This window comes from Georgenia faecalis (assembly GCF_003710105.1).
GTDB classification, from domain to species: Bacteria; Actinomycetota; Actinomycetes; order Actinomycetales; family Actinomycetaceae; genus Georgenia_A; species Georgenia_A faecalis.
Map to the genome: position 1 here is coordinate 1,803,326 of NZ_CP033325.1, position 24,424 is coordinate 1,827,749.

The following is a 24,424-nucleotide window of genomic DNA, read 5'->3' on the forward strand; positions in this document are numbered from 1 at the left end:
AGCACGAACGGACAGTCTACTCCGTGGGCAGGCCCATGACGGAGACCAGCTCGTCCGTGGCGCGGGTGACGGTGTCGTTGACGATGACGTGGTCGAACTCCGCGGCGGCGGCGAGCTCGCGGTGCGCCGTCTCGAGGCGGCGTGCCCGCTCCTCGGCGTCCTCGGTCCCCCGCCCGAGCAGCCGGCGCTCCAGCTCCTCGAACGACGGCGGGGCGAGGAAGACGAAACGCGCGTTGGGCATGGACTCGCGGACCTGCCGGGCCCCCTGGAGGTCGATCTCGAGCAGGGCGGGCAGGCCCTGGGCGATGCGCTCCTCGACGGGGCCGCGCGGGGTGCCGTAGCGGTTGTGCCCGTGGACGACGGCCCACTCGAGCATCTGGCCCTCGGCCACGAGGCGGTCGAACTCCTCGGGGCTGACGAAGTGGTAGTGGACGCCGTCGATCTCGCCCGGGCGCGGGGCCCGGGTGGTCGCCGAGACGGAGAGCCACACCTGCGGGTAGCGGCGGCGCAGGTCCGCGGAGACGGTGCCCTTGCCCACGGCGGTCGGGCCGGCGAGCACGGTGAGGCGGGACTCCTGGGCGGGGCTGGCGTGCACCACGTTCAGCCGAAGCGCTCGACGAGGGCGGCCACCTGGTTGGGGCCGAGGCCCCGCACCCGGCGCGACTCGGAGATGCCGATCTCCGCCATGATGGTGCGCGCCTTGACCTTGCCGACCCCCGGCAGCGACTCGAGCAGGGCGCTCACCCGGAGCTTGCCGAGCGCCTCGTCCTCGCGTGCCGCGTCGATCACCTGCGACAGCGTCGTGCGCGAGTACTTGAGGCGGTTCTTCACCCCCGCTCGGGTCGACCGGGCGGCAGCGGCCTTGGCCAGGGCGGCAGCGCGCTGCTCGGGACTGAGCGGGGGTAGGGGCACAGGGATCACCTCGGGGACGGGGGGAGGACTCGGCTCAGGGGGCAACGTATCGAGGCGCGGGCCGCCGGAGCAACGTCGGGGGTCTATGCGTCGTCGCGGGCCGCGCTCACAGGCCCAGGGCGACCCTCGCCTCGTCCGCGACGGCGCTCGCGGCCGCCCGCAGCGCGGGGGCGTCCGGCCCCGCGGCGAGCACCGCGCGCGAGGTGCTCGCGAGGACCGAGCGTTCCGCCCCGGCGAAGACCTCGGCGAGCTCGCGCGGACCGGCGCCCTGCGCGCCGACGCCGGGAGCGAGCAGCGGCCCACGGACGGAGGCGAGGTCGATGCCGAGCTCGCGCGCCGCCGCGCCCACCGTCGCACCGACGACGAGGCCCACCGAGCCCAGCGGCTCCCCGGCGGCGGCCTGGGGCGCGTTGAGGGCGCGCGCGCCGTCGACCACCTGGGCGGCGACCGCGTGCCCCGCCGCGTCCCGGGCGTGCTGGACGCCGGCCCCCTCCGGGTTCGAGGTGAGCGCGAGGACGAACACCCCCCGGCCGCTGCCCAGGGCGGCCTCGATCGCCGGTCCCAGGGAGCCGAGGCCCAGGTACGGCGAGAGGGTGACGGCGTCCGCGGCGAGCGGCGAGCCGTCGCGCAGGTAGGCGTCGGCGTACCCGAGCATCGTCGAGCCGACGTCGCCGCGCTTGACGTCGAGCACGGTGAGCGTGCCGGTCTCGCGGGCGGCGGCGAGGAGCTCCTCGAGGACCGCGATGCCCGCCGAGCCGTGCCGCTCGTAGAACGCCGACTGCGGCTTGAGCGCGGCGACGCGACCACCGAGCGCGTCGAGCGTGCGCAGGCCGAACGTCCGCAGGCCGGTGACGTCGTCCGCCAGCCCCCAGCGGTGCAGGAGCGCGGGGTGGGGGTCGATGCCGACGCACAGCGGCCCGTGCGCGGCCATGGCCGCGGCCAGCCGCCGCCCGAACGGGGCGGTCGCGCTCACCGGGCGGCCCGAGCGGCGCGGGCGGCGTCGTGGTCCTGGAGCGACGTCACCGTGAACGCCCCGCGCCCGACGGCCTCGATGGCCTGCACCGCCGCCGCGAGCTGCTGGACGGTGGTGATGATCGGCTTGTCGGCCGTCGTCGTCGCGGTACGGATCTCGTACCCGTCGGCGCGGGCGCCCTGGCCGGAGGGGGTGTTCACCACCATGTCCACCTGGCCGTCGGTGATGAGGTCGATGATCGTCGGCTCCCCCGCCGGCCCGCGGCCCTCGCTGGCCTTGCGCACCCGGGTGGCGTGGATCCCGCTGCGGCGCAGCACGCCCGCCGTGCCCTCGGTGGCGAGGATCTCGAACCCGAGGTCGACGAGCCGGGCCACGGGGAACGCCAGCGCGCGCTTGTCGCGGTCGGCCACGGAGACGAACACCCGGCCCGACGTCGGCAGGCCCCCGTACGCCGCGGCCTGGGACTTGGCGAACGCCGTCGGGAAGTCCGTGTCGAAGCCCATGACCTCACCGGTCGAGCGCATCTCCGGGCCGAGGACGGTGTCGACGACCGACCCGGCGGCGGTGGCGAACCGCTTGAAGGGCAGCACCGCCTCCTTGACGGCGACGGGCGCGGCGAGGTCGTCAAGGGAGGCGTCGGTGGCGGGCAGGACCCCGCGGGCGCGGAGCTCGGCGATGGTCTCCCCCGCCATGAGCAGCGCCGCCGCCTTGGCCAGCGGCACGCCGGTGGCCTTGGAGACGAACGGCACGGTGCGCGAGGCGCGGGGGTTGGCCTCGATGACGTAGAGGATGTCGGAGACCAGCGCGAACTGGATGTTGATGAGCCCGCGCACCCCCACGCCCTCGGCGATGGCCCGCGTCGAGGCGGCGATCCGCTCGATCTCGCGCTGGGAGATCGTCACCGGCGGCAGGACGCACGCCGAGTCGCCGGAGTGGATGCCGGCCTCCTCGATGTGCTCCATGACGCCGCCGAGGAACAGGTCGGTCCCGTCGAAGAGCGCGTCGACGTCGATCTCGATGGCGTCGTCGAGGAACCGGTCGATGAGCAGGGGGCCCTTGACCTGGCCGAGGCCGGTCCGCTCGGCGTAGTCGACGAGCTGGTCCTCCCCGTAGACGATCTCCATCCCGCGCCCGCCGAGGACGTAGGAGGGGCGCACGAGGACGGGGTAGCCGATCCGCGCGGCGACCACCCGCGCCTGGGGCAGCGTCGTCGCCGTGCCGAACGCCGGGGCGGGGAGCCCCGCCTGGGCGAGCACGGCCCCGAAGGCCCCGCGGTCCTCGGCGGCGTCGATGGCCTCCGGCGGGGTGCCGAGGATGGGCACGCCGGCGTCGGCGAGGCGCTGGGCCAGCGCGAGGGGCGTCTGCCCGCCGAGCTGGACGATGACGCCGGCGACCGGGCCGGCGGCGAGCTCCGCCTCGTAGACCTCGAGGACGTCCTCGAAGGTGAGGGGCTCGAAGTAGAGCCGCCCCGAGATGTCGTAGTCCGTGGAGACGGTCTCGGGGTTGCAGTTGACCATGACCGTCTCGTACTTCTCCGCCAGGGCCAGGGTGGCGTGGACGCACGAGTAGTCGAACTCGATCCCCTGGCCGATGCGGTTGGGGCCGGAGCCGAGGATGATCACGGCCTCGCGCTCGCGGGGCTCGACCTCGGTCTCCGTGTCGTAGGAGGAGTAGTGGTAGGGCGTGCGGGCGGCGAACTCCGCGGCGCACGTGTCCACCGTCTTGTACACCGGGCGCAGGCCGTAGGCGTGCCGCACCTCGCGGACGGTGTCCTCCGCCAGCCGCCGCAGACGCCCCACCTGGGTGTCGGAGAAGCCGTGGCGCTTGGCGAGGGCGAGGACCTCCGGGGTGAGCGCGCTCGCCTGCGCGACCTCGTCGGCGACCTCGGTGATGAGGAGCAGCTGGTCGAGGAACCACGGGTCGATCCCGGTGGCGTCGGCGAGCTCGGCGACGCTCGCCCCGCCGCGCAGGGCCTGCTGGACGAGGACCAGGCGCTCCGTCGTCGGCGTCCGGACCGCCTCGAGGAGCGCGGCGGTGGCCTCGGCGTCCGGGGCGGGGCCGTCCCAGTGGAAGACCGACCCGGCGGCGTCGATGGAGCGCATCGCCTTCTGGAGGGCCTCGGTGAAGTTGCGGCCCAGGGCCATCGCCTCGCCCACCGACTTCATCGTCGTCGTCAGCGTGGGGTCCGCGGCGGGGAACTTCTCGAACGCGAACCGCGGCACCTTGACGACGACGTAGTCGAGCGTCGGCTCGAAGGAGGCGGGCGTGGAGGCGGTGATGTCGTTGGGGATCTCGTCGAGGGTGTACCCGATGGCCAGCCGCGCGGCGATCTTGGCAATGGGGAACCCCGTCGCCTTGGAGGCCAGCGCCGAGGACCGGGAGACCCGCGGGTTCATCTCGATGACGACGACCCGCCCGGTGGTGGGCTCGACGGCGAACTGGACGTTGCACCCGCCGGTGTCCACGCCGACCTCGCGGATGACGGCGATGCCGACGTCGCGGAGCTTCTGGTACTCGCGGTCGGTGAGGGTGAGCGCCGGGGCGACGGTGATGGAGTCCCCGGTGTGCACGCCGACGGGGTCGACGTTCTCGATGGAGCACACGACGACGACGTTGTCCGCCTTGTCGCGCATGAGCTCGAGCTCGAACTCCTTCCACCCGAGGATCGACTCCTCGAGGAGGACCTCGCTGGTGGGCGAGTAGTGCAGGCCGGCCCCGGCGATCCGGTCGAGGTCCGCCGGGGTGTAGGCCATGCCCGAGCCGAGCCCGCCCATGGTGAACGAGGGCCGCACGACGAGGGGGTAGCCCAGGTCGGCGGCGATCTCGTGGCACTCCGAGAGCGTGTGGGCGATGGCCGAGCGGGCGCTCTCGGCGCCGCACCGGGCGACGACCTCTTTAAAGGCCTGGCGGTCCTCGGCGGCGTTGATCGCGGCGATCGATGCGCCGATGAGCTCGACGCCGTACTCGGCGAGCACCCCGGCCTCGTCCAGGGCGATGGCGGTGTTGAGCGCCGTCTGCCCGCCGAGGGTGGGCAGGAGGGCGTCGGGGCGCTCCTTGGCGATGATCGAGGCGACCACCTCGGGCGTGATGGGCTCGACGTAGGTGGCGTCGGCCATCTCCGGGTCCGTCATGATCGTCGCCGGGTTGGAGTTGACGAGGATGACCCGCAGGCCCTCCTCGCGCAGCACCCGGCACGCCTGGGTGCCCGAGTAGTCGAACTCCGCGGCCTGGCCGATGACGATCGGCCCGGAGCCGATGACGAGGACGGAGGTGAGGTCGGTCCGGCGGGGCATCAGGCGTCCTCTCGGGTGGCGCTCGCGCGGCGCTGGGTCATGAGCGCGATGAAGCGGTCGAACAGGTGCTCGGCGTCGTGCGGGCCGGCGGCCGCCTCGGGGTGGTACTGGACCGAGAACGCGGGGATGTCGAGCGCCCGCAGGCCCTCGACGACGTCGTCGTTGAGGCCGAGGTGGGAGACCTCGACCCGCCCGTACCGGCCGCCGTCGAACGGGGCGACGCTCGGGGCGTCGGTGGGGGCGTCGACGGCGAAGCCGTGGTTGTGGGCGGTGATCTCCACCCGGCCGGTCGCCCGGTCGAGGACGGGCTGGTTGACCCCGCGGTGGCCGTACTCCAGCTTGTAGGTGCCGTAGCCCAGGGCGCGGCCGAGGAGCTGGTTGCCGAAGCAGATGCCGAAGAACGGCACCTTCGCGTCGAGCACGCCGCGCAGGAGCTCCACCTCGTGGGTCGCGGCGCCGGGGTCGCCGGGGCCGTTGGAGAAGAAGACGCCGTCGGGCGCCAGCGCGAGGATCTCGGGCAGCGTGATGCTCTGCGGCACGACGTGCACGCGCACCCCGCGCGCGGCCAGCTGGGCCGGCGTGCGGGACTTGATCCCCAGGTCCACCGCGACGACGGTGGCGACCGGCTCGCCAGCCGGCTCGACGACGTACGCGTGCGGGGTGGTCACCTGCCCGGCGAGGTCGGCGCCGGTCATCGCGGGCGCCTGGCGGACGAGGTCACCGAGGACCTCGCGGGCGGCGGCGTTGCCCTCGGCGGCCCCCGCGGGCAGGGCGGTGCCGGAGAAGATGCCGCCGCGCATGACGCCCCGCTCGCGCAGGTGCCGGGTGAGGGCGCGGGTGTCCACGGAGCAGATGCCCACGACGCCCTGGTCCCGCAGCTCGTCCTCGAGCTCGCGCTCGGAGCGCCAGCTCGACGCGCGCCGGGCGGCGTCGCGCACGACGAACCCGGCCACCCAGATGCGGCTGGACTCGGGGTCCTCGTCGTTGACGCCGGTGTTGCCGATGTGCGGCGCCGTCATGACGACGATCTGGCGGTGGTAGGAGGGGTCGGTGAGGGTCTCCTGGTAGCCGGTCATCCCGGTGGAGAAGACGATCTCGCCGACCGTCCGCCCGAGCTGGCCGTACGCCTCGCCGCGCAGGACGAAGCCGTCCTCCAGGACCAGCAGGGCAGGGTCTCGTCGGGTTCTCACGCGTGCTCTCCTCCTCGTGCGGGATCGACCGGGTGGCCGTCCAGGACCGTGGCGCGGCCGCGCAGGAACGTCGCCATGACGCGGCCGGGCAGGGTGCGGCCGCGGAACGGGGTGTTCCCCGACGCGGTCGCCTGGCGGGTGGGGTCGACCTCGACGCGCGCGGCGGGGTCGACGAGCGTGATCGACGCCGGCTCCCCCGCGGCGAGCGGGCGGCCGTGGTCGCCCACGCGGCCGATGCGGGCGGGGCGCACGGACAGCACCTGGGCGACGTCGGCCAGGGTCATCGCGCCGGTGGCGACCATCGTCTCCAGCACGACGGGCAGGGCGGTCTCCAGCCCGGTCATCCCGAAGGCCGCGGCCCCCCACTCGCAGTCCTTGTCCTCCACGGCGTGCGGGGCGTGGTCGGTGGCGACGATGTCGATGGTCCCGTCGGCCAGCGCCTCCCGCAACGCGGCGACGTCCTCGGCGGTGCGCAGCGGCGGGTTGACCTTGTACCGCGGGTCGTAGGTGCGGGCCAGGTCGTCGGTGAGGAGGAGGTGGTGGGGCGTCACCTCGGCGGTGACGTCGATCCCCCGGGACTTCGCCCAGCGGATGATCTCGACCGACCCGGCGGTGGAGACGTGGCACACGTGCAGGCGTGAGCCGACGTGCTCGGCGAGGAGGACGTCGCGGGCGATGATCGCCTCCTCGGCCACCGCGGGCCAGCCGGTGAGCCCGAGCTCGGCGGAGACGACGCCCTCGTTCATCTGGGCGCCCTCGGTGAGCCGCGGCTCCTGCGCGTGCTGGGCGATGACGCCGTCGAACGCCTTGACGTACTCCAGGGCGCGGCGCATGAGGACGGGGTCGGCCACGCAGTGGCCGTCGTCGGAGAACACCCGGACGCCGGCGCGGGAGGTGGCCATGGCGCCCAGCTCGGCGAGCTGGGTGCCCGCCAGGCCCACCGTGACCGCCCCGACCGGGCGGACGTCGGCCCACCCGGCCTCGCGGCCGAGGTGCCAGACCTGCTCGACGACGCCGGCGGTGTCGGCGACCGGCTGGGTGTTGGCCATCGCGTGGACGGCGGTGAACCCGCCGGCCGCCGCGGCGCGCGTGCCCGAGGCGACGGTCTCGGTGTCCTCCCGGCCCGGCTCGCGCAGGTGGGTGTGGAGGTCGACGAGGCCGGGCAGGGCGACGAGCCCGTCGGCGTCGACGACGCGGGCGTCACCGGAGGCCTCGCGTGCCGCGGCCGTCCCCACGGCGGCGATGGTGCCCCCGGCGAGGAGCAGGTCGGTCGGCGCGTCCCCGAGGAGGGCCGCGCCGCGGATGAGGTACTCGCTCACGCGGCGCCCCCTTCGTCGGTGCCGGGGTGTCCGGCGAGCAGGTGGTAGAGGACGGCCATGCGCACGAGGACGCCGTTGGCGACCTGCTCGACGATGGTGGAACGCGGGCTGTCCGCCGCCTCCGCGGAGATCTCCAGGCCGCGGTTCATCGGCCCGGGGTGCATGACGCGGGTGTGCTCGGGCAGGACGGCGAGCCGGGCGGGGGTGAGCCCGTAGCGGCGGTGGTACTCCTGCGGGGAGGGGAAGAACCCGCCGCCCGCGCTCGACATCCGCTCCCGCTGGACCCGCAGGAGCATGACGGCGTCGGGCCCCTCGGCCAGGGCGGCGTCGAGGTCGTAGGAGACCCGGGCGGGCCAGGCGCCGACGCCCACGGGGACGAGGGTCGGCGGGGCGACGAGCGTGACCCGCGCGCCGAGGGTGGTGAGGAGGTCGACGTTGGAGCGCGCCACGCGGGAGTGGAGGACGTCGCCGACGACGACGACGTGCCGGCCGGCGAGGTCGGCCCCGGTGGTGCCGCCGTCGGGCCCGGGCGGGGCGAGGTGCCGGCGCAGCGTGTAGGCGTCGAGGAGCGCCTGGGTGGGGTGCTGGTGCGTACCGTCCCCGGCGTTGACCACCGGGACGTCGATCCAGCCCGAGTGCGCCAGGCGGTGCGGGGCGCCGGAGGCGCTGTGCCGCACGACGACGGCGTCCGCGCCCATCGCCTGGAGGGTCTGGGCGGTGTCCTTGAGGGACTCCCCCTTGGAGACCGAGGAGCCCTTCGCGGCGAAGTTGATGACGTCGGCGGAGAGCCGCTTGGCGGCCGCCTCGAAGGAGATCCGGGTCCGGGTCGAGTCCTCGAAGAAGAGGTTGACGACCGTGCGCCCCCGCAGCGTGGGGAGCTTCTTGATCTGGCGGGACTGGGTCGCGGCCATCTGCTCGGCGGTGTCGAGGAGCGCGACGGCGGCCGCGTGGTCGAGGTCGGCGGCGGACAGGAGGTGCCTCATGAGGGCGCCCCTCCCGCCTTGCTGATCGTCACGGCGTCGTCGCCACCGTCGATCTCGGCCAGGCGCACGCTCACCCGCTCGGTGCGGGAGGTGGGCAGGTTCTTGCCGACGAAGTCGGCGCGCACCGGCAGCTCGCGGTGGCCGCGGTCGACGAGCACGGCGAGCTGGATGCGCTCGGGGCGGCCGATGTCGGCGACGGCGTCGAGCGCGGCGCGGATGGTGCGCCCGGAGTAGAGGACGTCGTCGACGAGGACGACGACGGTGCCGTCCACTCCCCCGGCCGGCAGGTCGGTGGGCAGCAGGGTCCGGGTGGGCTGGCTGCGCAGGTCGTCCCGGTACATCGTCACGTCGAGGGTGCCGGCGGTGACGCGGCGGCCGGCGTCCTCGCCGCCGGCGGCCTCGCGGACCTGGGCGACCAGGCGCTGCGCGAGGGGCGCACCGCGGGTGGGGATGCCGAGGAGGACGAGGTCCTCGCCGGCGTCGTTGCGTTCGAGAATCTCGTGGGCGATCCGTCGCAGGGACCGGGAGATCTCCGCGGGGCCGAGGACGACGACGTCCTCGCGCGGTGGGGTGGCGGCAGGCATGGGCGAGCGTCTCCTTCCCCGCCTCACAGGACGGGTGTTAAAGGATGGGCAGGTGGTCGTGATCGTAACCGCACCGCCCGGCGCGGCCCGCCACCGTCCACGGTGCGGCCGGGCGGAGCGTGGCGGGGCGCGTGAGGATAGGGGGCGCGTGAGGATAGGGGCAGGAGGTGAGGCCGTGCGGGCGACGAGCAGCCGGACCCTGGCCCTGCTGGTGCTGACGCTCGCCCTGACGGCGTGCGGCGCGGACCCGACCCCTGACCGAAGCCCCGACCCGGAGGACCCCACGGTGACCACCGAGCAGCCCACGCCCTCCGGTCCGGCCCCCGCACCGGGCCCGTCGCCGACGGCCGTCCCGAGCGGCGATCCCGACGCCGAGGCCGCCGTCCGCGACCTCGCCGGACGCCTGGGGATCTCCGCCGACGACGTCACGGTGGTCCGGTCCGCCGCCGTCACGTGGCGCGACGGCGCGCTCGGGTGCCCCCAGCGCGGCATGGCGTACACCCAGGCGCTCACCCCGGGGCGGCTCGTCGAGCTCGAGGCCGGCGGGCGCACGTACCGCTACCACTCCGGCCCGCGCCGCGGGCCGTTCCTCTGCGAGCGGCCCCAGGCGCCCCTCGAGACCGACGCCTGAGGCGTCCACCGACGCATGACGGGCGTGGCACCGTCCGGTGCCACGCCCGTCGTACGTGCTCAGGTGCTCAGGTGCTCAGGTGCTCAGGTGCTCAGGTGCTCAGGGGTGCTGCGGCAGCCCCGGGAACAGCCAGCTGAACAGCTTCCAGAGCAGCCACTCCGCGTACGAGCTGAACCAGTGGAACCAGCACCGCTCGTCGGAGATGGAGCACTCGGGGGCGCCCGGCGGCTCGGCCGGCGCGCCGGACCCGCTGGCGTCGATGACGCGCAGCGACGCGGACGCCGGCTCGCCGACGTCGTACGCCTCGGCGTCGACGAGGCTCACCGTGACGGTGCGCACGTCCCGCTGACGGCCGCTGCGGTTGAGCACCTCCACGGTCTCCGTCGCCTGCGCCTGGCCGGCGGCGAAGGTCACCGTGCCGTCCAGGGCCCGGATGTCGCGCCCGACGCGGACCCCGTCGAGGTCCACCTCGTACCCGACCGTGAGCGCGGCCGAGAGGTCGCCGGTGCGGGTGAAGGTGAAGACACCGTTGGTGCGCGGCTCCCGCGCGTCCTGCGTGCGCTCCACCGTGACGACCGGGGTGGGCGCGACGACGCCCTCGACCGTGACGTCGACGCCGACGGTGACCGGCTGCGCACCGGGGTTGTCGGTGACGTGGGTGACCTCGTTGGTGAGGACGTCACCGTTCGCCAGGCCCTCGTCGTCGACCGTCGCCTGGTACGTGATGGTCACGGGGTCGAAGGACACGCCCTGGTAGTCGAAGCAGACGACGGAGTCGTCCGCGACGACGCCCTCGCCGGAGGCGCCGTTGACGAGCGCCTGGCCCGCCGTGCCCGTTGCGTCCTCCGCGCCGATGGTGAGCGGGCCGTCCACCGGGCCGCTGACGTTGTCGTAGGCGACGTAGAACTCGTACGCACCCGGGGTGTCGTCCTGGCCGCGGAAGGCGAACAGCTCGACGTCGTAGGTGCTCTCCGGGTCGTCGAGGAGCTGGACGTCGTCGTACTCGATGACGAGCGCGCTACCGGGGACCGTCCCGCCGAGGTTGACGAGCGTGACACCCCGGTTCGTCGCCGCGTCGTAGACGATCTCCATGTCCTGCCACAGCATGGCGAGCAGGTTGTTCGGCGCTGCGGGGCTCGGCAGCGCCTGCGGCACCCAGGGCGTCCCGGCGTAGTGCGTCATCACGTCGAAGACGACGAACCCGTCGTCGGTGAGCGTGATGGCGTTGTAGTCGACGCCGTAGAAGCTGAACGGCGCGGGGCTCGAGACCGTGAAGGCCTTCGTGTCGCCGGAGATGCCGGCGTCGGTCCGGAAGTTGCCGAGGGTGGCGAGGTCGACGTAGCCGGTGCCGTTGAACGGGTTGGCGCACGCCGGGTCCTCACCGCTGCGGGTGATGACGTACGAGCCCTGCGCGCCCACGGCGGTGGGCAGGACGCCCTCCCACTCGAGCACGCCGTCGGTGACGGTGGCGCCGCCGGTGGCCGAGCCCTCGACGTAGGTCATCCCCTCGGGGATGGTGTCGGTGAGCGAGTACGTGAGGTCCTCGTCGGTGACGTTCGGGGCGACGGTGACCTCGTAAGTGACGGTGTCCCCGGGTGCCGCCGTCTCGACGTCGGCGGTCTTGGTGACGTCGTCGGGGAACCGGTTGAGCGTCACGGGCAGGATGCCGATGTCGCCCGCGCCGTCCGGGGAGGAGCCGAGCGTGAGGGCGCCGTACCAGCGCTGGCCCGCCTCGAGCGCCGGCTCGTCGTAGAAGACCCGAAGGTCGAACGGCTCCGCGGCCGGGTGGGTCGCGGGGCCCTCGGCCCACAGGTTGCCGGCGTCGCCCACGACGACGGCGGTCCCCAGCGTGAGCGTATCGGTCGCGCCGGCGGCGGAGGCCTCCCAGTTCTGCACGAGGACCCACCACGCCCCCGCCTCGGGGGCGCCGATGTCGCAGGACTCGAGCGCGCCGGCGGTGGCGCTGCGGCACTCCTCGGTGGCGAGGCTCGCCGCCTCGCCACGCCCGACGAACAGGTCGATGTCCGTCGCGGTGGACTCGGTGACCTCGACGACGAGCCGGCTCGCGCCCTCGGGCACGTCGACCCGAACGAGGGTGGTGCCCGCGGGCGTGTCGTACGGGTCGGTGTTCGTCGGGTCCTGGGCCAGGGAGTACTCCGCCGTCTGCGACGGAGTCAGGCCCGCGGCCTCGATGTGCAGGTCGCTGATCGCGACGGCCCGGAGGCCCTCGACGAGCTGGGACCCCGCGTCCCGGCGGGTGTCGATGACGACCTCGTCGGGCAGGACGCCGGCGGAGGGCAGGACGGCCACGGGGAACGCGGCGTCGGGGACCCCCTCCGCGGACGGCGTGAGCACGACCTCGCCGAAGGCCCAGACGTCCAGCTCGGCGGCGCTCACCTGGGCGGTGACGGTGATGTCCTGGGTGGCGCCGTCGGCGAGGGTGAAGGTGGCCGGCTCGACGGTGAGGGTGACGCCCTCGGCGGAGGTGACCGACGCCGTCCACGTGACGGAGCCGGGCGCGTCCCCGGTGAGGGTGCGGGTCCAGGAGCACTCCTGGAGGCACTCGCCGTTCGCCATGCTGGCGAGGTTGAGCTGGCTGGGGTCGCCGCCCTCGGCCGGGTTGGCGGCCTCGTAGTCGGCGACGGACTCGTCGAGGACGAGGCCGGCGCGGGCGGCGGCGTCGAGGTCCACGCGGCCCGAGCCCTGGTCGAACGGGTCGGCCGGGGTGACCCCGTCCTCCTTGGTGAGGTCCCGCTCGGCCGTCGTCATGAGGGCGGACTGGAGCTCGGCCGGGGACCAGTCGGGCCGCTGGGCCACCAGGAGGGCGCCCGCGCCCGCGACGTGCGGGCTCGCCATCGAGGTGCCGGAGATGAACGTCCAGTACGGCTCCACCTCGGCGTCCGCCGTCGAGACGCCGGCGGCGGCGAGGATGTCGACCCCGGGGGCGCTGACGCTCGGCGAGACGATGTCCATCGCCCGGTTCGGGCCGCGGCTGGAGAAGTCGGCGGTGATGTCGCCGTCGGCCGGGTCCTCGGACAGCGTGGCGCCGGTGATCCGGGCCGTGTGGCCCTCGCCCTCGGCGAGCCAGGCCTTGAGGACGACGCCGTCGTCGTAGCTGATGTGGACGGCGGGCAGGACGTGGGCGTCGCCGGTGAGCGAGGCCCCACTGGGCTCGTCGTTGGCGAGGATCATCCCGGCCGCACCGGCGTCGGCGACGACCTGGCCCTTCTCGACGCGGCCGTTGACGCCGCGGTCGCAGACGACGATGAGGCCGTCGAGCTCGCCGTCTTCGAAGGCGCCCGCCTGGCACAGCGGGTCGCCGAAGTCGCCGGCGTAGACCACCGGCGCCGACCCGTGCCCGGTGGTGAACCCGAGGCCCTCGATGGGCGCGAGGCCCTCGCCGTCGGCCCGGGTGAGGTCGGTGACGGTGTTGGGGTAGGTGCGGTCGTGCGTCGAGGCGGCCACGGAGGTGATCCACGGGACGTCGGCGGGCGAGCCGAGGGTCTCGGCGTCGGGGCCGTCGTTGCCGGCGGAGGTGGCGACGAAGATGCCCGCCGCGCGGGCGGCCAGGAAGCCCTGGGCGTCCGGGTCGCTCCACGCGTTGGACGGGCTGTCGCCGCCGATGGAGTAGTTGATGACGTCGACCTCGTCCCGGATCGCCTGGTCGATCGCGGCGGTGATGGCCGCGGTGGAGCAGCCGTCGACGCAGACGTCGTAGGTGATGAGGTTGGCGTGCGGTGCGACGCCCGAGATCGTCCTGGTCTCGCTGATCCCGGAGGGTCCCTCGACGACGGCCGCCACCTGGTTCCCGGCGGCGGTGCTGGCGGTGTGGCTGCCGTGGCCGTCGGTGTCGAACGGGCCGTCACCGACGAAGTCCCACGCCCCGATGAGCTTGTCGTTGCACGCGAAGCGCGCGTCGTACTGGGCCGTGTTGGCGGGGTCGCAGATCCCGACGTAGGTGCCGGCGCCGCGGGGGTTGGTGTGGTCGTACCCGTCGCCGCCGTCCTCGAGGGGGACGGAGTCGGCGAAGGAGGGGTTGGAGGGGTTGACGCCGGTGTCGAGGACGCCCACGACGATGCCCTCGCCGCGCGTGGCGACACCCGTCGCGGTGCCCTCCCAGATGGCAGGCGCCCCGATCCACCGCGGTCCGTTGTCGGACTGCGGCATGCGCTCGACGTCGACGACGACGGACGTGACGCCCGGCAGCTCGGCGACGGCGGCGGCCTCGTCGGCGGTGAGGGCCACGGCGATGCCGTTGAGCGCGTAGGCGTAGGTGAAGTCGACGGTCGGGGTGTGCCCGATCTCCGCCGCGATCCGGGCGCGCAGGTCCGCCTGCTCGTCGGCCAGGTAGGCGACGTACTCCTGGACGGGGGCGGCGGCGGGGTCGAGCTGGTCGCCCGGCTCCGGGCGCGTCGCCTGCAGCTGTGCGATACCGCCCTCGTAGGCGGAGACCGCGGGCTGGGCGAGCTGGACGATGTACCGCTCGGCCTGCGGCGCGGAGCCCAGGCGCATGACGGTGCCCTTAGCCTCGTCGCGCGGGACGGACGTGGTCGCGGTGACGTCGGCCCCCTCGACGGTGGCGCCCTCGGCGCGCGGGGCGCCCGGGGCCGGGGCCGACGTGGCGGCGGGGCGGATGGCGACGGCGTCGCGGTCGGACGGCGCGCCGGCGGCTGCCGGGGCGAGGCCCGCGATCAGGGTGGCGGCGGTGAGCGCTGCCAGGAGGCGAGGTCGTGCTCTGGACACAGGTGGACCAACCCTTGGGTGAGGTGGAGCCCGGCATTTCGGGTCGGCTCTGTCTAGTGCGCCACACAAGGGCTCGTCAAGGACAGGCAACGTGTCGCCCTGATCTTTGGCCAAATGGCTAGGGGGCTCGCAGCCCGGCGCCCTCGCCGCGCGGGGCCTGGCGAGGGGCTCGCGAGGGGCTCAGGCGAGGGCGCGGACCCGGTCGACGACGAGCTCGAGAGCGCGCACCGTCGTCGCGTCGAGGATCTCCTCGACCTCGTCACCGAGGTCGTGGTGCTCGCTGTAGACCTTGCCGCCGGCGTAGACACCGATGAACACCGTGCCGACCGGCTGGTCCTCCTGCCGGTCCGGGCCACCCACGCCGGTGACGGCCACGGCCACGTCCGCCTGAGTGAGCTCGGCGACCCCGCGGGCCATCTGCTCGGCGCAGCGCGCGGAGACGACCGGGCCCGGCTCGACGCCGAGCACCCCGAACTTCACGTCGCTCGCGTAGGCGACGACGCCGCCGGCGAACCAGTCCGACGAGCCCGGCGCGGCCCCCAGCTGGGTGGCGATGCGACCGCTGGTGAGGGACTCGGCGACGGCGACCCGTTGCTTGCCCCCCTCGAGGAGCTCGGCAAGGGTGGCGGACAGATCGGCGGCAGTCGTCGTGGGCACGGCCACATGGTGCCGCAGGAGGCGGGGCGCGCGCACCGGGAGCAGGCCGGTGTGGCGCGCGCCACGCCCGCGTCTACAGCGTCGGCTTGAGCTCGAGCAGGCGGCCGAGGAGGCCATTGACGAACGCCGGCGAGTCGTCGGTGGACAGGGTCCGGGCGAGCGCCACGGCCTCGTCGACGGCGACCGCGTCGGGCACGTCGTCGTTGTGGAGGAGCTCCCACGCGCCGACCCGCAGGATGGCGCGGTCGACGGCGGGCATGCGCTCCAGCGCCCACCCCTGGGAGTAGGTGCGCAGGAGCTCGTCGATCTCCTCGGCGTGCTCGGTGAAGCCCTCGACGATGTCGACGGAGTACTGGGGCAGGGCGGTCTGAGCGGCCGTGACCCGGAGCCGCTCCGTGAGGAGGTCGAGGATGTCCTCACGGCTGGTGCGGCCGCGCTGGTCGGCCTCGTAGAGGACGTCGACGGCTCGGGTCCGTGCCTTGCTGCGGGCAGACACCTCAGTCGTTGACGCGGCCGAGGTAGTCACCCGTACGGGTGTCGACCTTGACGCGCGTGCCGGTCTCGAGGAACAGCGGGACCTGGATCTGGTAGCCGGTGGCGATCGTCGCCGGCTTGGTGCCCGCGGACGAGCGGTCACCCTGCAGGCCCGGCTCGGTGTACGTGATCTCCATGACGACCGAGGCGGGGAGCTCGACGTAGAGCACCTGGCCCTCGTGCATGGCGACGATGGCGTCCTGGTTCTCCAGCATGAAGTTCGCCACGTCACCGACGGTGGCCTCGGGCACGGAGATCTGCTCGTAGGTCGAGGAGTCCATGAAGACGAAGTCGGTGCCGTCGCGGTAGAGGAACTGCATGTCGCGCTTGTCCACGGTGGCGGTCTCCACCTTGACGCCGGCGTTGAAGGTGCGGTCGACCGTCTTGCCCGAGAGGACGTGCTTGAGCTTGGTGCGCACGAAGGCGGGGCCCTTGCCCGGCTTGACGTGCTGGAACTCCACGACGGACCAGAGCTGTCCGTCGATGTTGAGCACCAGGCCGTTCTTCAGGTCGTTGGTCGAGGCCACGGGGTCCGTCCTTGCGTGTGTCGGGGGCGATGAGCGGCCATCAGGGTAACGCGTGGACGGTGAGCGCACCGAGCCAGCCGCAGGCGCCGGACCACAGGAAGGACACGAGCGTGCCGATGATGAAGCGCTCGGCGGCCGGGCTGCGCTTGTCCGGGTGCGCCTCGCGCAGCTCGGGGTAGCGGCCCAGCCCCTTGATGGCGAGGACGACGGCGACGCCCTCCGGGAACCCGCCGATGATGGACCCGGTGATGGCGGCGCGCTCGAGCATCCCGATCCAGGCGCCCCCGCGCAGCACGCCGTTGGAGGGCGCCTCGCGGGCGACGCGCGCGAGGACGAGCCAGGTGACCAGGCGCCCGGCGAGCACCGAGACGAGCAGGGCCGCGACGACGACGCCGACCGCGGGCCAGTCGACGCTCACGCGTCGGCCCCGGGCGCGGTGGGGGCTGCGGCCGGCGTGGTGGGGGCGGCGGCGGGCGTGGCGCCGTCGTCCACACGGCCGGTACGCCCCCACGCGGCCATGGCCTCGGTGAGGTGGGCCGGGGCGAGGAGGAGCAGCGGGGTGAGCTCCTCCCAGCCGGGCTCCTTGGTCCGGCGCGCGTAGGCGTCGTGCGCCGCGTCGACGGGGTTGGTCGTGTCGAGCCCCGCGCCGTCGGTCCCCATGAGGCTGAGGTGGTACATCCACACCGAGCCGTCCGCCTCGGTGTGCTTGAACGTCGCCTCGACCACGGCGCGCTCGGCGGGCAGGGTCTCCAGGCACTCGTCGTAGCGGTCGTGGAGCATGTGCATCCACTCCCCCAGGCGCTCCTCCGCGCCGTCGAGCAGCCTGGCCCGGCTCAGCTCCAGCCGCAGGCCGGCCGGCACGGAGGGCGGCATCGGGTGGCCCGGCGCCTCCGGGGCGGCCGGGCGGAACGGGGTGTAAGGCTCGGGCTCGCTCATGGCGGCAGTGTGCCAGCGCCCGCCGACGTCGGGGCGCACGCCGGCCACCATCAGGCCGGCGCCCCCGCGCTCCCGCTCTCCTCGAGGAGCCGCGCCGCCAGGGGGTGGAGCCGGCGCTCCTCCTCCCAGAGGGCGACCCGCAGGCGCTGGCTGACGGCCTGCTCGCTGATGCCCAGGTCCGCCGCGACGGCCCGCTGGGTGGCGCCGCCGGCGAGCCGGTCGACGACGTCCCAGCCGGCCCTCGTCCGGCGGTTGCGCACCGCGACGAGCATCTGGAGGACCGCCTCGGCGTCCTCGGCCCGGTCCGGGCGCGGCGCGTCGACCGCCAGCGGGACCGTGACGGTGCGCCCGCGGGCGCGTTCGACGGCCGTGCGGGCGTGGATGAACGCGGGCCCGGAGCTCTCGCGGCTGGTCCCCGCCAGCGGCAGGTCGACCGGCCCCGCGCCGATCCCCACGCTCCAGCCGCCGAGGCGCTGCACGTGGAGGGCGAGCGCAACGGTCGCCGCGGCCTCGGTGAGGACCCCCTGGACCTCGTCGCCCACCGTGCGCTCGAGGGGCAGGGCGAAGGGCGTGCGCCCGCCGGTCCAGGAGTCGACGTCCCGGAGGAGGCCCGGGACGCCGTCGCCGCGGGAGCGGCTGGCCTTCTGGTCGATCGTCACGACGAACATGACCCAAGGTTACAGCCTTGAGGCGCCCGGTTCAAGGCCCTGTCCTTGATGGGGCGACATCAAGCCGCGCTACCGGTCGGTCGGGCCCCCCGGCGCCACCGGGTCGTCGTCCTCGGGCGGGAGCGGGTGGGTGACGAGGAACCGGGTGGCGACGACGAGGCCGCCCCACAGCACGACGACGGCGAACACCATGAGGAGGATCGCGGCGAGGCTCATCGGGTCCGCCTTTCGTCGACGTCGACGGGTTCGGGGATGAGGTCGTCCACCGGCCGGCGCCACCGCACGAGGCTGAGCACCACCGCCACCACGGCAATGAGAGCGAGGGTCCCCCACCCGGCGATGGTGATGAACGTCCACGGGTAGCCGCTGTACGGCTCGCTCAGACGGTCGACGAACGCGGTGGCCACCATGAGGGCGAGGAGCACGGGGGCGACGACGGCGATGAGCACGCGCCACCACAGACCGATGCGGACCGTGGAGAAGGCGTTGAGGTGCGCGTTGAGCTCGGGGAGCTTGCGCGCGCCGTACGTGACGAGGAGCGCCATGAGGAGCGCCGAGATCACCACGCCGAAGTTGTTCACGTAGTAGTCGACGGTGTCGAGCACGGCCAGGCCCGACGTCGTGGAGTAGAGCGCGACCGAGAGGACCGCCGCACCGCCGACGACGACGAGCGTCGCGGCTCGCCGGGACAGGGCGAACTTCTCCTGCAGCGCGGCCGAGGGCACCTGAAGGATCGAGATGAGCGAGGTGAAACCGGCGAGCGTGAGCGAGAGGAAGAACAGCACCCCGAACAGCGGCCCGCCGGGCATGCTCGAGATGATCTCCGGGAAGGTGACGAACGAGAGGATCGGGCCCGTGAGGCCCGGGAGCTCCTCGAAACCGACCCCCTGGGCGACGGCCATGAACCCCAGCGTGGCGAAGACCCCGATGCCGGCGAGGAGCTCGAACGAGGAGTTGGCGAACGCGGCGACGAGACCGGTCGGAGCGAGGTTCGACCGGCGCGGCAGGTAGCTCGCGTAGGTGAGCATGATGCCGAAGGCGATGGACAACGAGAAGAAGATCTGGCCGTACGCCGCGAGCCACACGCTCCCGTCGAGGAGCGCGGACCAGTTCGGGGTGAAGAAGGCGTCGAGGCCGCTGAGCGCGCCCGGCAGGAAGAGTGCGCGGACCACGAGGGCGCCGAAGAGCACGACGAGCAGCGGCATGGCGACCTTGTTCACCGCCTCCAGGCCGCGTCGCACCCCGAGGAGCATGACCACCAGCGCCACCACCCACAGGCCCACCATCGGCCAGAAGATCCCGCCGACGACGTCGCCGGTGACGGTGGCGCCGGCGTCCTGGAGGAAGTCACCGGTGAAGAAGCCGGCCGGGTCCTCCCCCCACGCCTCGGTGACGGAGAAGCCGACGTACCGCACCGACCACGCGAGGATGACGGTGTAGTACGTCGCGATGACGAAGGCGACCGCGACCTGGAACCAGCCGAGCGCCTCGAACCTTCGGCCGAGACGCCGGAACGCCGCCGGCGCGGAGCCGCGGTAGCGGTGCCCCAGGGAGTAGTCGAGCAGGAGGATCGGGATGCCGGCCGTCAGCAGCGCGACGAGGTAGGGGACGAGGAAGGCGCCTCCCCCGTTCTCGTACGCCACGCCCGGGAAGCGCCAGATGTTCCCCAGCCCCACCGCGGAGCCGATGGCGGCGAGGAGGAACCCGTACTGGCTCGACCACTGCTCACGGCCCTCGGCCACCCCGCCGCCCTTCGCTGCGCCCTTGTGCGCCATGGCCCCTCCTCCGTGTCGGCGTCCACGTCCGCCGCACAGTAGCGGGCGCGCCCGCCCCCGGCATCCCGGCCCGCCCGTCGCGGACCACGGCACCCCCGTCGCGGACCACGGCGCGGGCCCGAGGACCGTGGTGCCCCGGTCACCGCGGTGGCAGGCTGAGGCCATGCCCACGGATCCCAAGGACGTGCTCCACCGCTACCTGCAGGAGGCCCGCGACGCGCTGCTGTGGAAGCTCGACGGCGTGTCCGAGTACGACGCCCGCCGCCCGCTCACGCCCACCGGGACGAACCTGCTCGGGCTCGTCAAGCACGTGAGCCTGTGCGAGGCCGACTACCTCGGCATGGTCTTCGGGCGGCCCCTGCCGGACCGGCCCGCGTGGATGGACAGCGACGAGCCGAACGCCGACATGTGGGCGCGTCCCGACGAGTCGCGCGAGGAGCTCGTGGCCCTGTACCGCCGGGTCTGGGCGCACGCCGACGCCACGGTCGACGCGCTCGGGCTGGACGCCGTGGGCGAGGTCCCCTGGTGGGGGCCGGCGAGCCGGCACGCCCCCCTGCACCGGATCCTCGTCCACCTCGTCGCCGAGACGCACCGGCACGCCGGCCACGCGGACATCGTCCGGGAGCTCGTCGACGGCTCCGCCGGCCTGCGCGTCGACGCCGACAACCTCCCCTCGCACGACGCCCCGTGGTGGCGGGAGTACCGCGCGCAGGTGGAGCAGGCGGCGCGGGAGGCGGCCGACGCGGCGGGCGAGCGTCCGTAGCCGGCGCTCCCCCGCCCCGTCAGGCCGGCAGCGCGATGCGCGCGTACGCCGCCTCGAGCAGCGCCGGGTCGGGCCCCTCCAGGCGCCCGGGCCGGCCGACGCCGTCGAGCACGACGAAGCGCAGCCGGTTGCCACGCGCCTTCTTGTCGCGGTGCATGACCTCGAGCAGCTCGGGCCACCGGTCACCCCGGTACCCCAGGGGCAGGCCCAGCGTGCCGAGAATCTCCCGGTGCCGGGCGACCGTGCCCGCCGGGAGCCGCCCGGCGAGGCCGGCGAGCTCGGCGGCAAAGACCATCCCCACCGACACCGCCGCCCCGTGCCGCCACGCGTAGTGCTCGGCGTGCTCGATGGCGTGGGCGAGCGTGTGCCCGTAGTTGAGGAACTCGCGGCGGCCGGCCTCGCGCAGGTCGGCGGAGACCACCTCCGCCTTGACGGCGATCGCCCGCTCGACGAGCTCGCGCAGCACCGCCGAGCCCGGGTCCCGCGCGGCGCGGCCGCCGTCGGCCTCGACGAGGTCGAGGATCCGCTCGTCGGCGATGAAGCCGGCCTTGACCACCTCCGCCAGGCCCGCGGCGTGGTCGGCCGCGGGCAGGGTGGCGAGCGTGTCGAGGTCGCACACCACGCGCACGGGCGAGTGGAAGGCGCCGACGAGGTTCTTGCCCTCGGGGGTGTTGATGCCGGTCTTACCGCCCACGGCGGCGTCGACCATGCCGAGCAGCGTCGTCGGCACCTGGACGACGCGCACGCCGCGCAGCCAGGTGGCGGCGACGAACCCCGCGAGGTCGGTCGTCGCGCCCCCGCCGAGGCCGACGACGAGGTCCTCGCGGGTGAAGGCGGCCTGGCCGAGCCGGCTCCAGCAGGCGGCGGCGACGTCGACGGTCTTGGCGTGCTCGGCGTCGGGCACCACGGCGTGGTGGACGGCGTGGCCGTGCCGCGCGAGGTCGTCGCCGAGGCGCTGGGCGCGGTCGGTGAGCACCTCGGGGTGGACGAGGAGGACCCGGCGGGGCTCGTCGCCGACGGCGGAGACGACCTCGCCGTCCAGCCCCCGGCCGACGACGACGTCGTAGGGGTGCTCGGCGCGCACCTCGATGCGGGTCGCGGTCACGGGCGGGCCCCGAGCGCGGTGAGGATCTGTGCGGTCACCTGGTCGGGGGTGAGCCCGTCGGTGAGGACCGTGACGGCGGCGAGCCGGGAGTAGGTGGGGCGGCGGGCGTCCATGAGTGCCTTCCACCGCGCGCGGGGGCTGTCCACGAGGAGCGGGCGCGCGCCGGCGAGCCCGACCCGGGGCAGCGCCTTGGCCATCGACACGTCGAGGAAGACGACCGGCAGGCCGGCCAGGGCCTCCTGCGTGCCCGGGTGCAGGACCGCTCCCCCGCCGAGGGCGAGGACGCCGTCGTGGGTGCGGAGGGCGTCGACGACGGCGGCGTGCTCGAGCTCGCGGAAGTGCTCCTCGCCGGAGTCGATGAAGATCTCGCTGATCGGCCGGCCGGCCCGGCGCTCGACCTCCTCGTCGGTGTCGAGCAGGCGGACGCCGAGCGCCGCGGCGAGGCGGCGGCCGACGGTCGTCTTCCCGGCGCCCGGCGGGCCGATGAGCACGGCGCGCACGCGCCCGGTGTCCTGGGGCTGGGCTGGGTTCTCCACGCCCCGAGGGTATCCGGGGCGGCCGCGCGCCCGTGCGCCGGGCCGCCCTCCGGGCGCGAGGGGTGCCGAACGTTCGGCACCCGGGCTCACCGCATCGTCTCCGGGATGGCCTCGAGGTAGGCGCGCAGGTTGCGCGTGCACTCGGCGACCGAGTCTCCGCCCACCTTCTCCAGCAGCGCCTCGGCGAGCACGAGCGCCACCATGGCCTCGGCGACGACGGCCGCGGGGGCGACGGCGCACACGTCCGAGCGCTGGTGGATCGCCGTCGCCGGCTCCCCGGTCACCGTGTCGATGGTGCGCAGCGCCCGCGGGACGGTGGAGATGGGCTTCATCGCGGCGCGCACCCGGAGCACCTCACCGTTGCTCATCCCGCCCTCGACGCCGCCGGCGCGGTTGGTCACCCGGTGCAGGCGCTCGTCCTCGCCCCGGACGATCTCGTCGTGCGCGGCCGAGCCGCGGCGCGCGGCGGTGCGGAACCCGTCGCCGATCTCCACGCCCTTGATGGCCTGGATGCCCATGACGGCCGCGGCGAGGCGGGCGTCGAGCTTGCGGTCGCCGTGGACGTAGGAGCCCAGGCCCGGCGGGACCCCGTAGGCGAGGACCTCGACGACGCCGCCGAGGGTGTCCCCGTCCTTCTGGCAGGCGTCGATCTCCGCGACCATCGCCGTCGACGTCGCGGGGTCGAAGCACCGGATCGGGTCGGCGTCGAGGGCGACGACGTCGTCGGGCCCGGGGACGCGGGCGTCGTCGGGGACGGCGACCGGTCCGACGGCGACGACGTGGGAGACCAGCCGGACCCCGGCCACCTGCTCGAGGAGCGCGGCCGCGACGGTGCCGAGCGCCACCCGGGTGGCGGTCTCCCGGGCGCTGGCGCGCTCAAGGACGGGCCGGGCCTCGTCAAGGGCGTACTTCGCCATCCCGACGAGGTCGGCATGCCCGGGCCGGGGCCGGGTGAGGGGCTTGTTGCGGGCCTGCTCGCGCGCGTCGCCCGTGCCGGCGTCGACGCCGAGCGCGGCGTCCGGCACCGGGTCGGCCGACATGACGGTCTCCCACTTGGGCCACTCGGTGTTGGCGATCTCGATGGCGACCGGCCCGCCCTGGCTGAGCCCGTGGCGCACCCCGCCGAGCAGGCGCACCGCGTCCTGCTCGAACTTCATCCGCGCGCCGCGCCCGTACCCCAGCCGGCGACGCGCCAGGGCCTCCTGGACGCGCGCGGTCGTGAGGGCCACCCCCGCCGGGAGACCCTCGATGATCCCGACCAGCGCCGGGCCGTGCGACTCCCCTGCGGTCAACCACCTGAGCATGGCGGCATCCTCCCACGGGGCCGGCGAGGGCCGGGCCCGCGTCCCAGCACCGCGCGGGCCGTCGCGGCCCGGCCCGGGGGCGCCGGTCAGCGCGCCAGGGCGCCCTCGAGTGCCGCGCGCATCGCCGCCACCGGCGCGGGGCGCCCGCTCATGAGGCGGACCTGCTCCGCGCCCTGGTGGAGGAGCATGCCCCAGCCCGGGGCGACGAGCCCGCCGGCCGCGGCCCACGTCGACGCCAGCGCGCTGGGCCACGGGTCGTAGGCAACGTCGAGCAGCACGGCGCCGGGGCGGGCGGCCGGACCGGCGCCGAGGACCGCGGCCAGCTCGTCCGCGCCGCCGGCCGGCAGCGTGGAGACGACGACGTCGGCCCCCGCGACCGCCGCCGCGGCGTCCGACCACGGGCGCAGGGTGACGTCGACCCCCATCCGCCGGCCAGCCTGGAGCGTGCCCGCCGCCCGCGCGGCGGAGCGCGCCACGACGACCGGCGCGGTCGCGCCCAGCTGCCCGAGCGCGGCGAGCGAGGACGCCGCGGTGGCACCGGCCCCGAGGACGACGGCGGTGCGCGGGCGCCACCCGTCGGGGGCCGCCTCCCGCAGGGCGGCGACGATGCCGTAGACGTCGGTGTTCGCGCCGACGAGGATCGGCCGGCCGCCTCGCGCGCCGGGCTGGACGAGCACGGTGTTGACCGCACCGACCACCTCGGCGAGCTCGTCGACGACGTCGAGGTGGCCCAGCGCGGCGTGCTTGAGCGGCATGGTGAGCGACAGGCCGGCCCACTGGTCGTCGAGCGCGGCGAGGAGGCCGGCGAGGTCCTCCTCCCCGGCCTCGGCCCGTCCGTAGACCCAGTCCAGCCCGAGCGCCCGGTACGCCGCGTGGTGCAGCACGGGCGACAGGGAGTGCGCGACCGGCCGCCCGAGGACGGCGGCCCGCCGGGCACCGGGCGCGAGCGCGTCGCGCGGCAGCTCGCCGTAGGTGGGCAGACCGGTCACGC

23 protein-coding genes are annotated in these 24,424 nt (G+C 74.6%); 2 read left to right on the plus strand and 21 right to left on the minus strand.

Annotated elements, in window-relative coordinates; all coding sequences use genetic code 11:
* Positions 1-16: 16 nt before the first annotated feature.
* The 8 genes from gmk to pyrR form a co-directional block, all read right to left on the minus strand.
* A complete protein-coding gene (gene gmk, locus EBO36_RS07845) occupies positions 17-595 on the minus strand; it encodes a guanylate kinase (RefSeq protein WP_122825528.1) in 579 nt (192 codons plus the stop codon).
* A 5-nt stretch (positions 596-600) separates the two neighbouring features.
* Entirely contained in the window at positions 601-912 is a 312-nt protein-coding gene (mihF, locus tag EBO36_RS07850; protein ID WP_122824124.1) for an integration host factor, actinobacterial type, read from the minus strand.
* A gap of 106 nt (positions 913-1,018) precedes the next feature.
* On the minus strand, positions 1,019-1,885 hold the full coding sequence (gene pyrF / locus EBO36_RS07855; protein WP_206515524.1) for an orotidine-5'-phosphate decarboxylase: 867 nt from the start codon (positions 1,883-1,885) through the stop codon (positions 1,019-1,021).
* Positions 1,882-5,178, minus strand: coding sequence for a carbamoyl-phosphate synthase large subunit (carB, locus tag EBO36_RS07860; RefSeq protein WP_122824125.1), 3,297 nt, complete (start codon positions 5,176-5,178; stop codon positions 1,882-1,884). The genes pyrF and carB overlap by 4 nt, the downstream gene beginning before the upstream one ends.
* Positions 5,178-6,368, minus strand: a complete 1,191-nt coding sequence (carA, locus tag EBO36_RS07865) for a glutamine-hydrolyzing carbamoyl-phosphate synthase small subunit (protein ID WP_122824126.1) — start codon at positions 6,366-6,368, stop codon at positions 5,178-5,180. Before carA ends, carB begins: the two co-directional genes overlap by 1 nt.
* The gene (locus tag EBO36_RS07870; protein ID WP_122824127.1) at positions 6,365-7,687 is read right to left on the minus strand and encodes a dihydroorotase; all 1,323 of its coding nucleotides are present in this window, start codon (positions 7,685-7,687) and stop codon (positions 6,365-6,367) included. Before EBO36_RS07870 ends, carA begins: the two co-directional genes overlap by 4 nt.
* Positions 7,684-8,670, minus strand: a complete 987-nt coding sequence (locus tag EBO36_RS07875) for an aspartate carbamoyltransferase catalytic subunit (protein WP_122824128.1) — start codon at positions 8,668-8,670, stop codon at positions 7,684-7,686. Before EBO36_RS07875 ends, EBO36_RS07870 begins: the two co-directional genes overlap by 4 nt.
* Positions 8,667-9,254, minus strand: a complete 588-nt coding sequence (gene pyrR, locus EBO36_RS07880; protein ID WP_122824129.1) for a bifunctional pyr operon transcriptional regulator/uracil phosphoribosyltransferase PyrR — start codon at positions 9,252-9,254, stop codon at positions 8,667-8,669. The genes EBO36_RS07875 and pyrR overlap by 4 nt, the downstream gene beginning before the upstream one ends.
* A 175-nt stretch (positions 9,255-9,429) precedes the next feature.
* Here pyrR and EBO36_RS07885 point away from each other — a divergent pair, with 175 nt between their 5' ends.
* Positions 9,430-9,885, plus strand: coding sequence for a hypothetical protein (locus EBO36_RS07885; protein WP_122824130.1), 456 nt, complete (start codon positions 9,430-9,432; stop codon positions 9,883-9,885).
* Positions 9,886-9,984: 99 nt separating this feature from the next.
* Here the strand turns inward: EBO36_RS07885 and EBO36_RS15900 are convergent, their stop codons facing one another.
* The 9 genes from EBO36_RS15900 to EBO36_RS07930 form a co-directional block, all read right to left on the minus strand.
* Positions 9,985-14,628: a S8 family serine peptidase gene (locus tag EBO36_RS15900; RefSeq protein ID WP_122824131.1), complete on the minus strand. Its 4,644-nt coding sequence runs from the start codon at positions 14,626-14,628 to the stop codon at positions 9,985-9,987.
* Positions 14,629-14,808: 180 nt separating this feature from the next.
* Positions 14,809-15,285, minus strand: a complete 477-nt coding sequence (locus tag EBO36_RS07895; protein WP_241236956.1) for a CinA family protein — start codon at positions 15,283-15,285, stop codon at positions 14,809-14,811.
* Between the two features lie 73 nt (positions 15,286-15,358).
* The gene (nusB, locus tag EBO36_RS07900; RefSeq protein WP_122824133.1) at positions 15,359-15,781 is read right to left on the minus strand and encodes a transcription antitermination factor NusB; all 423 of its coding nucleotides are present in this window, start codon (positions 15,779-15,781) and stop codon (positions 15,359-15,361) included.
* A gap of 1 nt (position 15,782) precedes the next feature.
* A complete protein-coding gene (gene efp, locus EBO36_RS07905; RefSeq protein ID WP_122824134.1) occupies positions 15,783-16,346 on the minus strand; it encodes an elongation factor P in 564 nt (187 codons plus the stop codon).
* A gap of 40 nt (positions 16,347-16,386) precedes the next feature.
* A complete protein-coding gene (locus EBO36_RS07910; protein ID WP_122824135.1) occupies positions 16,387-16,764 on the minus strand; it encodes a hypothetical protein in 378 nt (125 codons plus the stop codon).
* On the minus strand, positions 16,761-17,282 hold the full coding sequence (locus EBO36_RS07915) for a DUF6176 family protein (protein WP_122825530.1): 522 nt from the start codon (positions 17,280-17,282) through the stop codon (positions 16,761-16,763). The genes EBO36_RS07910 and EBO36_RS07915 overlap by 4 nt, the downstream gene beginning before the upstream one ends.
* A 50-nt stretch (positions 17,283-17,332) precedes the next feature.
* Entirely contained in the window at positions 17,333-17,950 is a 618-nt protein-coding gene (locus EBO36_RS07920) for a hypothetical protein (protein ID WP_122824136.1), read from the minus strand.
* 69 nt (positions 17,951-18,019) lie between these two features.
* Positions 18,020-18,166 (minus strand): methionine/alanine import family NSS transporter small subunit, encoded by a 147-nt coding sequence (locus EBO36_RS07925; protein ID WP_122824137.1) that lies wholly within the window; start codon positions 18,164-18,166, stop codon positions 18,020-18,022.
* Positions 18,163-19,725, minus strand: coding sequence for a sodium-dependent transporter (locus EBO36_RS07930; protein ID WP_122824138.1), 1,563 nt, complete (start codon positions 19,723-19,725; stop codon positions 18,163-18,165). Before EBO36_RS07930 ends, EBO36_RS07925 begins: the two co-directional genes overlap by 4 nt.
* A gap of 163 nt (positions 19,726-19,888) precedes the next feature.
* Here EBO36_RS07930 and EBO36_RS07935 point away from each other — a divergent pair, with 163 nt between their 5' ends.
* Positions 19,889-20,488: a DinB family protein gene (locus EBO36_RS07935; RefSeq protein ID WP_122824139.1), complete on the plus strand. Its 600-nt coding sequence runs from the start codon at positions 19,889-19,891 to the stop codon at positions 20,486-20,488.
* Positions 20,489-20,507: 19 nt separating this feature from the next.
* Here the strand turns inward: EBO36_RS07935 and aroB are convergent, their stop codons facing one another.
* From aroB to EBO36_RS07955, 4 genes are all read right to left on the minus strand, one after another.
* The gene (gene aroB, locus EBO36_RS07940; RefSeq protein WP_122824140.1) at positions 20,508-21,593 is read right to left on the minus strand and encodes a 3-dehydroquinate synthase; all 1,086 of its coding nucleotides are present in this window, start codon (positions 21,591-21,593) and stop codon (positions 20,508-20,510) included.
* Positions 21,590-22,129, minus strand: a complete 540-nt coding sequence (locus EBO36_RS07945) for a shikimate kinase (RefSeq protein WP_241236955.1) — start codon at positions 22,127-22,129, stop codon at positions 21,590-21,592. The genes aroB and EBO36_RS07945 overlap by 4 nt, the downstream gene beginning before the upstream one ends.
* A gap of 86 nt (positions 22,130-22,215) precedes the next feature.
* A complete protein-coding gene (aroC, locus tag EBO36_RS07950) occupies positions 22,216-23,433 on the minus strand; it encodes a chorismate synthase (RefSeq protein WP_122824141.1) in 1,218 nt (405 codons plus the stop codon).
* 86 nt (positions 23,434-23,519) lie between these two features.
* On the minus strand, positions 23,520-24,422 hold the full coding sequence (locus EBO36_RS07955; RefSeq protein ID WP_244925234.1) for a shikimate dehydrogenase: 903 nt from the start codon (positions 24,420-24,422) through the stop codon (positions 23,520-23,522).
* Between the last annotated feature and the right edge of the window lie 2 nt (positions 24,423-24,424).

Bases quoted from the DNA above. Each gene is read 5' to 3' on its own strand.
- carB (WP_122824125.1), bottom strand. From the start codon at position 5,178: ATGCCCCGCCGGACCGACCTCACCTCCGTCCTCGTCATCGGCTCCGGG.
- EBO36_RS07875 (WP_122824128.1), bottom strand. From the start codon at position 8,670: ATGAGGCACCTCCTGTCCGCCGCCGACCTCGACCACGCGGCCGCCGTC.
- pyrR (WP_122824129.1), bottom strand. From the start codon at position 9,254: ATGCCTGCCGCCACCCCACCGCGCGAGGACGTCGTCGTCCTCGGCCCC.
- EBO36_RS07915 (WP_122825530.1), bottom strand. From the start codon at position 17,282: ATGAGCGAGCCCGAGCCTTACACCCCGTTCCGCCCGGCCGCCCCGGAG.
- EBO36_RS07920 (WP_122824136.1), bottom strand. From the start codon at position 17,950: ATGTTCGTCGTGACGATCGACCAGAAGGCCAGCCGCTCCCGCGGCGAC.
- EBO36_RS07925 (WP_122824137.1), bottom strand. From the start codon at position 18,166: ATGAGCCTCGCCGCGATCCTCCTCATGGTGTTCGCCGTCGTCGTGCTG.
- EBO36_RS07930 (WP_122824138.1), bottom strand. From the start codon at position 19,725: ATGGCGCACAAGGGCGCAGCGAAGGGCGGCGGGGTGGCCGAGGGCCGT.
- EBO36_RS07935 (WP_122824139.1), top strand. From the start codon at position 19,889: ATGCCCACGGATCCCAAGGACGTGCTCCACCGCTACCTGCAGGAGGCC.
- aroC (WP_122824141.1), bottom strand. From the start codon at position 23,433: ATGCTCAGGTGGTTGACCGCAGGGGAGTCGCACGGCCCGGCGCTGGTC.